A 12,713-nucleotide genomic window follows, 5' to 3' on the forward strand; every position below is an offset into this window, starting at 1 on the left:
GTGAATACCGATAGTTTTGTTGATCTTTTTTGATTCATAAGGTAAATTTTTCTTCTGCGCACAGAAAACTGTGCGCGAGATCTTTTTGTTATAACGCTTTATTATTTTGCGTTATGCATAATAAGTAGTTTTATATTATGATTGTTATGGATATGTAAATGAAAAATATTTTAGTTTCATCTTTTATTGCTGCAATATTGGTTTCAGTAAGTAGTATTTCTTATGCGGCCTTTCCGGTAACAACTGGGTCAGTAAAATTCCACGGGGACATTGTAGAATCAACGTGTAATAGTGATGTTTCTGGCAATATTGTGAACATGGGGACATATCACATGAGCGATATAGGAAAAAAAGGAACTGAAATTGCGGGGAGCAAAAAGCCTTTTAGTATTAAATTAACCGGGTGTCCTGTTACTACTACACCTCTTACCATGGAAGTCACACTTTCTGGGAGTACACTGGATTCCGTCGATAACAGGCTGTTAGCATTAGATGGACTTTCTGGAACAGCCGCAGCCGGAATTGGCATTGGTATTTATAATAGCACAGGTAAGCAAATAGATCTTTCTTCCTCTCCTAAGCTGCCAATAATTGAAATCAACGAGGCTGATATGAAAATACCTTTACAAGTGGCTTATGTATCTAATGGACAAAGCGTTAAAGCCGGAAAGGCCGATGCCACACTTAATTTTAGTATAAATTACAAATAAAAATTAATTATTTATAAAAATTTATTCCCTAGCCGCAGAGGCATTTTTATGGCTGCGGTCAGGAGCTATTAACATCATAAGTAGTCATGTAATAATGAAACATAAAATAAAAAAAATATTTATATCGTATATGTTAACGAAAAAAATAACGTTTATATTCTTATTGTTTTTTATATTTCCGTCCTGGGCGGGTGTAACTATTGGTGGAACCCGCGTTATTTATAAAGGAAATAAAAAAGAAACTTCAATTTCAGTGAAAAACGCTGACGAAAGCCGGCCTTATTTAATTCAGTCTTTTATCAGTACTGATTCAAAAGGAGAAAAAGCGCCTTTCATTGTGACGCCGCCGCTATTTCGTTTGGATGCTGGCAAAGAAAGTATTCTTCGTATTGTCCGTATCGGCGGTAATCTACCTGAGGATAGGGAATCGGTTTTTTACCTTAATGTGAAGTCTATCCCTGCCATACAAGAAAACGAACAGAATACTTTATTGATTGCGGTGAAAACCAGAATCAAATTGTTTTATCGGCCAGAAGGCATTGAAGGTGATTCTGAAGAGGCTTATAAGACGCTGACATTTTGTCGCATTGGTCACCAACTTGAGGTCAGAAACCCCAGTAATTATTACGTAACCATCGGGCAGCTCAAAGTGGCCGGTAAAACCCTGACAGGTACTGATATGATCGCTCCACAAGGTGTAGCGTATTTCGTTCTGCCATCTGAATCATCAGGCTTAGTCAGCTGGAATAGTATTAACAGTCATGGTGGCATAAGCAAAGAAATAATTAAAAACCTGCCTTAAAAAGAAAATAAAAGTTAAATATTGGGGACGAAAAATCATATTTTTTAAAAATAGAACGAGTGGCGACTCAATTATGCCAACATGTTTGCTTTCAATCTTTATTTTATGTTTTTCCATATTGTTATCATTACCCGTCACGGCACAGGATTATTTTCGATTATCAGCATTGGAATTAGATGATACTCAATCGGTGATTGATTTGAGCGCATTTTCATTCCCCGGTGGTCAATTACCGGGTCAGTATCAGGTGAACATATTTCTTAACGGACAAGAGAAAGAAACAAAACAGGTTAATTTTATTAAACTGGAAAACGGAAAACTGTCTCCACAACTAACGGTCGATAATTTAAAACAGTTTGGCGTGAAAATGTCAGCTTTTCCTGCGCTGATGAAACTCTCTCCTGAGCAAACTATTGATGATATTAGCGAATATATTCTACAGGCATCGACTTCATTTGATTTCTATGGGCAACGTCTGGACATCAGCATTCCACAAGCAGCTTTGGATAATCAAGCCAGAGACACTGTGGCATCACATTTATGGCAACATGGAGAATCAGCATTTTTAATGAGTTATAATTTTAGTGGATCGGAAAATTATAATAAAAATACAAAAAACCAAAGTTATTTTTTAAATTTACAAAGCGGAATAAATATCGGAGCCTGGCGCATAAGGAATCAATCTGTTTATGACTATAATTCTGGAAAAAATAAAGGTGAGAGTCGTTTTTCATCCATTAACAGCTACATCCAACGGGACATTCTGGAACTAAAAAGCCAACTAATTCTTGGCGAAACCTTTACTAACGGAGATATATTTGAAAGCGTGCCGTTTATCGGTGCGTCTATGACATCCGATAGCTTAATGTTACCCAGCAGCCAGCGTGGATTTGCGCCAATTATCCGTGGTATTGCTCAAACCAATGCGCGCGTAACGATTCGCCAAAATAATTACGTCATCTACGAAAACTATGTTCCGCCGGGACCTTTCGTTATTACGGATCTTTATTCAACCTCCGGCTCCGGTGATTTGGATATCACGATCACCGAAAAGGACGGGCAGCAGCGTAAATTTGTGCAACCATTTTCATCAGTGCCAATGATGCAGCGAGAAGGGCAACTAAAATATCAGGTTACCCTGGGGCGTTACCGTTATTCAAATGCCAACGCTGATAAACCTTATTTTAGCGAAGCAACATTTATCTATGGACTCTCCAATCGGTTAAGTTTGCTATCTGGTATTCAGGTAGCAGAAAACTACCGGGCGTTTAACGCTGGCCTGGGGATTAGTTTAGGTAATTTTGGGGCGATTTCTCTGGATATGACACAAGCAGATGCCTGGTTGCAGGAGAATGAACATAAACAAGGGCAATCGTACCGAATCCAATATACGAAAAGTATCGAGACAACGGGGACATCCCTGACATTGGCCGGGTATCGCTATTCCACACCAGAATACTATTCATTTGCAGAGGCAAATGAATATTCAGTAAGAAAAGGAGCCAGCCACGCACAAAATAAGCGTAGCCAATTACAGCTAACCCTAAACCAAGGGATGGGGAATTTTGGCAATATTTATGTGTCTGCCTATCAGCAAGATTACTGGGGAAAACAAGGCACCAACCAATCATTATCTGCAGGTTATAACATTAACCTTGCTGGGATCAGTTATGGGTTGAATCTTTCCTACGATGCCAATCATGAATCCATTAAGAGTAAGGATATACAGGCATCGTTTAACATTTCTATTCCACTGGATCAGTGGCTGCCTAATGGATGGGTAACTTACAGCATGAATAGAAATAGCCACAGTCGGGGAAGCCAACAACTGACGATTAGTGGCAGCGCATTGGACGATCATGCCTTGTCATATAGTATCCACGGAGAGCACAGCAATAATATGGAAGGGGCGAGCGGTGGTGCTTCGCTGGAATATAGCCATTCTTCTGGTCGTGTGAATCTGGGCTACAGCTACAGTGATAATAGCCAATCACTTAACTACGGGCTGTCTGGCGGTATTGTCGCCCATCAAGACGGTATTACGTTTTCCCAATCCTTGGGTGAGACCGTAGCACTGGTCAAAGCGGCTGGTGCAGCAGAAACAAAAATTTTAAATCACAGTGGAATTAAAACGGATTCACGTGGCTATGCCGTAATCCCGTCGATCGAACCTTATACCTACAACCGGGTTGCTCTGGATACTGAAATGCTGGCTGATGGCGTTGACCTTGACAATTCAGTGCAACACATTGTACCGACTCGCGGTGCCGTGATTGCTGCCGATTTTCGCGTCCGCCAAGGGTACCGTATATTGGTGACATTATGTTACAACGGTAAACCTGTGCCTTTCGGTGCCAGTGCCGCGTTAATAAACAGTGACAGTAGCGGGATTGTTGGTGATGATGGTGAGTTGTATTTGAATGCTGTCCCCGAACAGGCAGAAATAAAAGTACAATGGGGAAAAAATAAGGGTCAACAATGTCGTGCAAAAACAGATTTATCAATGCTGCCCGAAAAGTCAGGCGTATTACGCCTGACTGCTGATTGCCGCAACTAAAAGGAATTTATCATGTTTAATGTTGAACGTAATAATCACTTTCAGATTAAAGCTAATAACTTTTTATTGGTATTATTAATTGTTATTGTCGCGGGGAGTTATTCAACTCAGGTTATAGCAGCAGTATGTAATGCTAATAGAATGCAGGAAATAGTCAAATTTGATGATATTTATGTTGACTATAAAAATTTGCCAAACATAAAACGTGCTTCCAGTGACGAGATGAGGATAAGATGCAATATATCCGGTCAACATATATACGTAAAATCCATGACTGGAGTAAATGTAAGTTCCCCCAAAAATAACTTTTATGAAACCAGTCTTCCTGGTGTCAGATTTAAATGGGAACTCCAACCTAATGGTGTAGTGAGTCAGATTATGAATATGGGCAGTTCAAGAGGGATCGGCACCGGAAACAGAATATTGAGCAGTAAATTTTATATAGAGATCAATAGTGATGTTCAATCAGGAATAGTCAATGAAATAATAATAACGATGGCTGATACTAAAAATAAGAATACGGTTTTCACTTATAAAATCCCTTCTTTTAACGTCACGGCAAGATCTTGTGAAATAACCACACCGATTGTTAATGTCCCGATGGGAGCCGTATCAAAAAATCACTTTAAAAGCATAGGTGATACTGCCGGTGGACGTTCTTTCGAGATTAATGTGCAATGCAAAGGATCCCCGAACGCGAATATTACCTGGGAGCCGGGAAAGACTAATACAAATGGAGTGATAAATGCTGATTCAACCTCATCAGCAACAGGGATCGGTATTCAGATGTTAGATGACAGAGACAATCCTGTAAAGTTTGGTGAACAGCAAGCTCTTGGCATAATAAATTCTTTGAAGACATTGTCATATAAGGCAAAGTATTATCAGACTAGTAATATTGTCATTGCCGGTAGCGTTAATGCTACAGCCACCTTCACTGTCGATTATAAGTAATTGAGAGGTAGCCATTCACCTGTATTAGTTCAGATTAATCCATAATAAGGTGATCACCTAAATGATCACCTTATATTCATTATTTTTTTCTTATCAAGACTACCTCGCACCACCAATCGTTGCCGTCATTCTGATTTGACGATTGTCGGTGATTTCAAGGTTGGACAGTACAACCAACCGAGGCAGTACACGACGCAAGAAACGAGACAACAGTGGACGAAGTGCATGGTTGACCAATAATACCGGTGGCGCTCCCAGCATTTCCTGACGCTCCAATGCCTCTGCCGCCTGACGTTCCAAACTTTCTGCCAGGCCTGGCTCCAATCCCCCACCATTTTGCAGTGCTTGCAGCAGCAATCTTTCCAAACCCGCATCCAAACCAATGACTTTGATTTCATCCGCACCTGGGAACCATTGCTGGGCAATCGCCCTGCCAAGCGCGATTCGAATCATGGCAGTCAATTCATAAGGATCTTTCTGTACCGGAGCATGTTCTGCCAGTGTTTCAACAATAGTACGCATATCGCGGATCGGCACTTGTTCCGCCAGCAAGTTTTGCAAAACTTTATGCAAAGTTGTCAGGCTCACGACATCAGGAATGAAATCTTCTGTCAATTTCGGCATTTCCTGACTGACACGCTCAAACAATTGCTGCGCTTCCTGTCTTCCAAATAGCTCACTGGAATGCTGGGTGAGCAAATGGTTTAGGTGAGTTGCAACAACCGTGCTGGCCGCCACGACAGTATAGCCTTGCACTTGCGCCTGTTCCCTCAGACTGTCATCAATCCAGACAGCAGCCAGGCCAAAGGCTGGATCTGTCGTCAAGTCACCTTGTAATTCGCCCACAGCACCGCCCGGATTAATCGCCAACCATCGTCCCGGATGGGCTTCACCACGTCCAATTTCTACACCTTTCATCATGATACGGTAGCTGGCTGGCGCCAATCCAAGGTTGTCACGAATATGTACGACGGGTGGCAAATATCCCACTTCTTGCGCGAATTTTTTGCGAATACCACTAATACGACCAAGCAATTCACCGTTCTGACGAAAGTCCACCATTGGGATCAAACGATAACCTACTTCCATTCCCAGTGGATCTTCCAGTTGCACATCAGACCATGAGGCTTCTGCGGTTTGTTGCTGCTCTTCCACCGCTTTCATCTCTTCATGTTGTGTCACAAGCGGATTTTTGTCCTTACGCAATAGGAAATAGCCTACACCCGCCAAAGCCACCGTAAATAACAAAAAGACGAAATTAGGCATTCCCGGCACCAACCCAAGCAGGCCGAGTACACCTGCACTCAACATCATGACTTTAGGGTTGTTGAAAAGTTGGGTCACCATTTGCTGACCAACATCTTCATCTGTCGCTACACGCGTTACAATAACACCTGCCGCTGTGGAAATAATTAATGCAGGTAACTGGGCAACCAATCCATCACCGATGGTCAGCAAAGTATAGGCTTCCGCGGCATCCCCCAAAGACAAACTGTGTTGGGCAACACCAACGATCAAGCCACCAACGATGTTAATCACCAATATCATCAATCCGGCAATCGCATCGCCACGTACGAATTTGCTCGCACCGTCCATTGAACCGTAGAAATCTGCTTCCTGTGTCACCTCGGCACGACGCTTTTTAGCTTCATCTTCGCCGATCAATCCAGCGTTCAAATCAGCATCAATCGCCATCTGTTTACCAGGCATTCCATCCAACACAAAGCGCGCACCGACTTCTGCAATACGCCCTGCACCTTTGGTAATGACCATAAAGTTAATCAGGATCAAGATAACGAAGACCACGATACCAATGGCAAAATTACCGCCAACGAGGAAATGACCAAAAGCTTCCACGACTTGCCCTGCTGCGGCAGATCCCGTGTGTCCTTCCATCAGGATAATTCGCGTGGAAGCGACGTTAAGTGATAAGCGCAGTAAGGTTGAAAACAGCAAAATGGTCGGGAATGCGGCAAAATCCAGCGTCCGGCGGGTAAACATTGCCACCAGCAGGACCATGATGGAAAGCGCAATGTTGAAAGTGAATAGTAGATCAAGCAGGAATGGTGGCAACGGCAGTACCATCATCGACAAGATCATGAGGATCAGAACAGGCCCTGCAAGCATTTGCCACTGGGAGCCTTTTATATTCCCCGATAAACGTAATAATGAGGCCAGATTAGCCATGACGATTATTTTCTCCAGCAAAATCCAGTGCTGGCGGCACTGGCAGATTTTCAGGTTTTTTCGGTTTCAGGCCACCTTCCTGTTTCCAACGTTTCAATTGGTAAACCCAGGCAAGCACTTCTGCGACAGCAGCATATAACGCCGCAGGAATAAAGCCTCCAACCTCAGCATGGCGAAACAACGCTCGAGCCAAGGGGGGAGCTTCCAGTAATGGGATGCGATTTTCCGCACCAATTTCTTTAATGCGCAAGGCAATGAGTCCTGTCCCTTTTGCCAATACTTTGGGGGCGCTCATTTTTTTGCTGTCATACTGCAAGGCAACGGCGTAATGAGTCGGGTTGGTGACAATGACATCCGCCTTCGGCACATCCGTCATCATGCGCTTACGCGCAGCCGATCTCTGTTGTTGACGAATTCTTGCCTTTACATGCGGGTCCCCTTCTTGCTCCTTAAATTCATCCTTGATCTCCTGACGGGTCATTCTCAATTTTTTCAAGTAACTACGGATCTGATAAAGCACATCAAACGCCACCATGGGTATCAACATAAATAAGACAATATAACTGGCAAAAATCAGCATCATCATAGCATCACTCAAGGCTATCAACGGATGCTGAGCAGCCAGATTGAGCATAGTAGGCCAATTAAGCCAGATAAACAGGGCTGTGCCACCTCCCACCAGTGATGCCTTCAAGATGGCTTTGAATAATTCCGCCAGTGCATTCATGGAAAAGATTTTTTTCAAACCCGAAATGGGATTCAGCTTAGCCAAGTCAAATTTGATCGATTTTGAACTGAATAACAACCCGCCCATCAACGCTGGCGCACTGAGGGCAATCAATACCAATCCGACAAAAACCGGCAGCAATGCCCAAACCGCCTGTTTCAGTAACCGACCGACTTGTTGCACCATCTGTTTGTCATTACTGACCATGTTATGGTCAAAATTGAATCCTTCAAACACCATCAGGGAAAGTTCATGGGTAATCGATTGTCCGCTCATCCACAACAAACTTACCCCTCCCGCTAACATCAGGATTGAGGTAAGTTCCTTAGAACGCGCAATTTGCCCCTCTTTGCGAGCTTTTTCCCGTTTATGGGGCGTGGGTTCTTCGGTTTTTTCGAGATCGCTATCTTCAGCCACAGCTTTCCTTGGTGAGCGTTCGTGATTACATGCAGAATATTTGCCTTTAGGAGAAGGCAAATAAAATTGTGTTAAGCATGACAAAAGCCCAGAAATTCAATGGCGGGAACACTGCAAAATTTGCGGGGGTATTTGGAGCATTATGACAACGGTCTTGAATTGAGATGGCTGTTACCAGCCATCTCAAATCGTTTTTCAATCCGTTTTAACTGATGCCTTAATATCAATACTATCGGCATTAACATCACGAATATGATCTTTCGTCAGGCGATAGACAACCGGACTAAGAAAGGCAATTGCTATCAGGTTGGGGATCGCCATCATGGCATTAAGGGTATCTGCCAACAACCAGACAAATGTTAATGACTGAGTAGCTCCAATCGGCAACGCGATAATCCAGGCGATACGAAAAGGCACTATAGCTTTTGGACCCAATAAATATTGGATACATTTCTCACCGTAAAAACTCCACCCCAAGATGGTTGTAAAGGCGAAAATAGCCAAAGCAACAGCAACGATATAGTTGCCTCCTGGGATCACGACTGAGAAGGAAGCTGCGGTCAGTGTTGCACCTGTTTGACCTGTCAGCCAGCCACCGGTAATAACAATGGTCAAGCCCGTCACGGAACAGACGATGATCGTATCAATAAAGGTTCCCAGCATGGCAATCAAACCCTGACGAATGGGGTTTTGGGTCTTTGCCGCTGCATGGGCAATAGGTGCACTTCCCATGCCCGCTTCGTTAGAGAATACACCACGGGCAATACCAAAACGGATCGCCGCCCAAACGGCTGCACCAACAAATCCACCCTGCGCCGCAACGGGAGTGAAAGCTGATTTGATGATTAAAGCAAATGCATCGGGAATAGCTGTAAAATTGAGTGCCAAAACAATAACCCCTGCCCCAAAATAACCAACAGTCATAATAGGCACTAATTTACCTGCAACATCAGAAATGCGTTTGATACCGCCAATTAACACGGCACCAACCAAAACGACCAAGATGCCGGCGGTAATGGTTTTTTCAATACCAAAGTTACTTTGCAATACGTCAGCGACAGAGTTGGCTTGTACTGTATTGCCGATACCAAAACCCGCAATACTGCCAAAGAAAGCAAAGAGTGTTCCCAGCCAAACCCATTTTTTACCCAAGCCGTTTTTGATGTAATACATCGGACCGCCAACGTAATTACCGCTTTTATCGGTTTCCCGGAAGCGTACTGCCAATACCGCTTCTGAATATTTCGTCGCCATGCCCACCAATGCGGTCATCCACATCCAGAACATAGCTCCCGGTCCGCCCATCACAATGGCTGTCGCCACTCCCGCGATATTTCCAGTCCCGATTGTTGCTGACAATGCTGTCATTAGTGCGTTAAAAGGTGAAATCTGACCTTCACCTCGTTGTTCATTTTTTTGAAAGAGTAATTTGAACCCCGTGCCTAATTTACGGATCGGTAAGAAGGACAAGCGGATTTGCATGAAGATACCAATCCCCAAAAGCCCAATTAGCATAGGAACGCCCCATACTACCCCGTTTAGTGCAGCTAACCATTGTGTAATTAATTCCATATACACCCTCGGCATTCAATATAACAAGTTGGTAACAAAATTATTTCAATTAAATAAAGAGCATTTTAGGAAAATAAGCGAGGGTTAATTGAGTATCTTTGGCAAGAAAAAATTGATACTGTGAGTTAAGTCACTCGTTATGGTTACTCTTTATCAATCTTATTGATAATAATTCTTCTTACATCACTGATTCTGATATCTCCCTCTCCATCTCTAAATTTTTATCTCGCCATTAAATAAATTAAAGGTTTTTTATAGCGAATAAATGGGTATTATTTGCTTTTCACATAGTTTCTAGAATGACTCAAGGATTATCAGTGGCAAGAGTTGGTTACATCAGAGTGTCAACAAATGACCAAAATAGTGATTTACAAAGAAATGCGTTAATCAGTATTCACTGTGAGCTGATTTTTGAAGACAAGATCAGCGGGAAAACGGCTAATCGTCCAGGGTTAAAACGTGCCTTAAAGCATCTTAAATCTGGCGATACACTAGTGGTTTGGAAATTGGATCGGCTGGGGCGCAGTGTGAAGAATCTGGTCACACTGATTTCAGAACTACATGAACGCGGAGTTCATTTTCAAAGTTTGACTGACAGTATTGATACCAGCACGGCAATGGGAAGGTTTTTCTTCCATGTAATGAGTGCACTGGCAGAAATGGAACGTGAACTAATTGTAGAAAGAACCAATGCCGGTTTAGCCGCAGCACGGGAACAGGGGCGCATTGGTGGACGGCCAGTAGTGTTTACCGAGGAAAATCGACAACAGGCCGCCAGATTACTGAATAAAGGGCATAGCCGGAAGCAGTTATCGATTATTTATAATGTATCGTTGTCAACAATTTATAAGTATTTACCCGTGGGGAAAGTGGTTAATTAGTTTATAAAATCTTTTATCAGACTAATCCACTCTGCTGGTTTCTCAATCTGTACCGCGTGACCACTATTAATCTCTTTATATGTACTGTTGTTAATATTTTTATAAACTTCACGCACCAAATAAGGCGGGATTAACGTATCACTGTTTAATCCAATAACCAGTGTGTTTTTATCTATTTGAGTAAGATACTCTTTTATATCTATGGATAATCCCAAAGCAATACGTTTTTCTATCTCTTTTTCTGCCGGTTGAGAGCAGATCCGCTGTATGGTTTCATGTCCCAACGATGAGATAAATTCAGGACTTAGGGCATGTGATAAAGCGAAAGCCATTGCTGATGATTTATCATTCAATTCCAAATGTAACCAAGTATTGAATATCAATAGAAATATTACTGCTATCTTCTATTACAACAGCAACCTGTTCCGCCAAATGCTCAATGGTCAATGTTTCTAACGGTAGTTCAGAATTTCCACATCCTGCATAATCAGGGATTATAACGGCTCGCTCACTGCTAAATGCCTTTTTTATCTCTCCAAAGCTACTGTTACCGCTGCTATTTGTGCCATGCAGGAAGACTATTGGTTTTTTGTTACTTCGCTTATTTTCTGGAAATACCTTGTGGTAAGACACCAATGAATCTTTTAACTTAATCACTTTATCAATTGACTCCACAATATTTTCCTCTGCATAGCCTGGATTAATGCCATCGAAGCAGGCGCTTGGGCCAGCTATCCTGCTCACCCAAGCGCAGCCAAAATATAAAAATTCTGTTCGTTAAAGTAATTACACTCGTTATCAAAAACCCAAACTGTCCAATAAATCATCAACCTGTTCTTGGTTGGTAATAACCCCAGTACCATTCTGGTTAACTTGAGGGCCGTTGAGAAGACTGTCGTTCTCTTTTTTCGCTTTAGCCATCTGGTCAGAAGGCATATTTTCCATTAATACCATGACCAATTGTTTTTCCAGCTCCTGAATGACTTCCATCATCCGTTTAATTACCTGCCCAGTAAGATCCTGAAAGTCTTGCGCCATCATAATCTCAAGCAATTGGGTGTTGGTAAATGAAGTATGATCAGGTACGAGATTCAGATAGTTTCTCGTGTCCGTTACCAGTGAGCGAGCATCGGTCAGATCCAAGTTTTTCGGATTTGCAAACCATTCATCCCAACGTTGGGTTAAAGCTTTTGCTGACACTTCCAATTCATTCTGACGGGGCTGCGCGACTTCAACACAGTTCAACACCCTTTCAGCCGCTTGTGCTGTCATTTGAACAACGTAATTCAATCGCTCTCTTGCATCCGGGATCGCTTCAGCCGCCTGAGCGATGGTTTGATCCAATCCCAGTTCACGTAAACTATCGCGCAGCATTCTGGTTAGCTGCCCAATACGGCTGATTATCTCACTGGTTGAGATCGCCTCATTTCTCGGCATGACTGGATTTTCACTCATTTTGTCTCCTTAGAGCCCCAATTTTTCAAATATTTTATTGAGTTTCTCTTCCAAAATAGCCGCAGTAAACGGTTTCACAACATAACCGCTGGCTCCGGCTTGTGCTGCTGCAATAATATTTTCTTTTTTTGCCTCTGCCGTTACCATCAGGACAGGTAAAGCTGCCAGTTTTTCTTCACTGCGAATCGTTTTCAACAATTCAAGGCCATCAATATTTGGCATGTTCCAGTCAGAAATAACAAAATCAAATTCGGCAGTGCGGAGTTTAGTCAACGCTTCTGCCCCATCCTGTGCTTCATCTACATTGTTAAACCCCAACTCTTTCAGTAGATTACGCACAATGCGACGCATAGTTGAAAAGTCATCGACGACCAAAAATCTCAGATCCTTACTTGCCATAAAAACTCCTTGGAATTTCACTTATCCAGCAGCACAGCGCTGCAAAAATTAA

12 protein-coding genes are annotated in these 12,713 nt (G+C 42.7%); 5 read left to right on the top strand and 7 right to left on the bottom strand.

Annotation, left to right across the window (positions count from 1 at the left end; all coding sequences use genetic code 11):
• The first annotated feature begins 158 nt into the window (after window positions 1-158).
• From BDE27_RS08525 to BDE27_RS08540, 4 genes are all read left to right on the top strand, one after another.
• Window positions 159-710 carry a fimbrial protein gene (locus BDE27_RS08525; RefSeq protein WP_099131234.1) on the top strand — a complete coding sequence of 184 codons (552 nt, stop codon included), beginning with the start codon at window positions 159-161 and terminating at the stop codon, window positions 708-710.
• A gap of 130 nt (window positions 711-840) precedes the next feature.
• Window positions 841-1,512, top strand: a complete 672-nt coding sequence (locus BDE27_RS08530) for a fimbrial biogenesis chaperone (RefSeq protein WP_099131465.1) — start codon at window positions 841-843, stop codon at window positions 1,510-1,512.
• A gap of 73 nt (window positions 1,513-1,585) precedes the next feature.
• Window positions 1,586-4,069, top strand: coding sequence for a fimbria/pilus outer membrane usher protein (locus BDE27_RS08535; protein ID WP_099131235.1), 2,484 nt, complete (start codon window positions 1,586-1,588; stop codon window positions 4,067-4,069).
• A gap of 12 nt (window positions 4,070-4,081) precedes the next feature.
• The gene (locus tag BDE27_RS08540; protein ID WP_099131236.1) at window positions 4,082-5,023 is read left to right on the top strand and encodes a fimbrial protein; all 942 of its coding nucleotides are present in this window, start codon (window positions 4,082-4,084) and stop codon (window positions 5,021-5,023) included.
• A gap of 99 nt (window positions 5,024-5,122) precedes the next feature.
• Here the strand turns inward: BDE27_RS08540 and flhA are convergent, their stop codons facing one another.
• From flhA to BDE27_RS08555, 3 genes are all read right to left on the bottom strand, one after another.
• Complete coding sequence (gene flhA, locus BDE27_RS08545) at window positions 5,123-7,210, bottom strand: flagellar biosynthesis protein FlhA (RefSeq protein WP_099131237.1); 2,088 nt, start codon at window positions 7,208-7,210, stop codon at window positions 5,123-5,125.
• Window positions 7,203-8,354, bottom strand: coding sequence for a flagellar biosynthesis protein FlhB (gene flhB / locus BDE27_RS08550; RefSeq protein ID WP_099131238.1), 1,152 nt, complete (start codon window positions 8,352-8,354; stop codon window positions 7,203-7,205). The genes flhA and flhB overlap by 8 nt, the downstream gene beginning before the upstream one ends.
• 195 nt (window positions 8,355-8,549) lie before the next feature.
• Window positions 8,550-9,926, bottom strand: coding sequence for an alanine/glycine:cation symporter family protein (locus BDE27_RS08555; protein WP_099131239.1), 1,377 nt, complete (start codon window positions 9,924-9,926; stop codon window positions 8,550-8,552).
• A 317-nt stretch (window positions 9,927-10,243) separates the two neighbouring features.
• On the opposite strand from BDE27_RS08555, the gene BDE27_RS08565 reads away from it, so the two are divergent.
• Entirely contained in the window at window positions 10,244-10,807 is a 564-nt protein-coding gene (locus BDE27_RS08565) for a recombinase family protein (protein WP_099131240.1), read from the top strand.
• Here the strand turns inward: BDE27_RS08565 and BDE27_RS08570 are convergent.
• The 4 genes from BDE27_RS08570 to cheY form a co-directional block, all read right to left on the bottom strand.
• Window positions 10,804-11,160 carry an alpha/beta fold hydrolase gene (locus tag BDE27_RS08570; RefSeq protein WP_147423940.1) on the bottom strand — a complete coding sequence of 119 codons (357 nt, stop codon included), beginning with the start codon at window positions 11,158-11,160 and terminating at the stop codon, window positions 10,804-10,806. The genes BDE27_RS08565 and BDE27_RS08570 overlap by 4 nt on opposite strands.
• The gene (locus tag BDE27_RS08575) at window positions 11,153-11,482 is read right to left on the bottom strand and encodes an alpha/beta fold hydrolase (RefSeq protein WP_099131242.1); all 330 of its coding nucleotides are present in this window, start codon (window positions 11,480-11,482) and stop codon (window positions 11,153-11,155) included. Before BDE27_RS08575 ends, BDE27_RS08570 begins: the two co-directional genes overlap by 8 nt.
• A gap of 123 nt (window positions 11,483-11,605) precedes the next feature.
• Window positions 11,606-12,262, bottom strand: coding sequence for a protein phosphatase CheZ (gene cheZ / locus BDE27_RS08580; RefSeq protein ID WP_099131243.1), 657 nt, complete (start codon window positions 12,260-12,262; stop codon window positions 11,606-11,608).
• Window positions 12,263-12,271: 9 nt separating this feature from the next.
• Window positions 12,272-12,661 (bottom strand): chemotaxis response regulator CheY, encoded by a 390-nt coding sequence (gene cheY / locus BDE27_RS08585; protein WP_074019627.1) that lies wholly within the window; start codon window positions 12,659-12,661, stop codon window positions 12,272-12,274.
• Between the last annotated feature and the right edge of the window lie 52 nt (window positions 12,662-12,713).

The sequence above is a fragment of the Xenorhabdus ehlersii genome (genome assembly GCF_003610465.1).
Lineage (GTDB): Bacteria > Pseudomonadota > Gammaproteobacteria > Enterobacterales > Enterobacteriaceae > Xenorhabdus > Xenorhabdus ehlersii.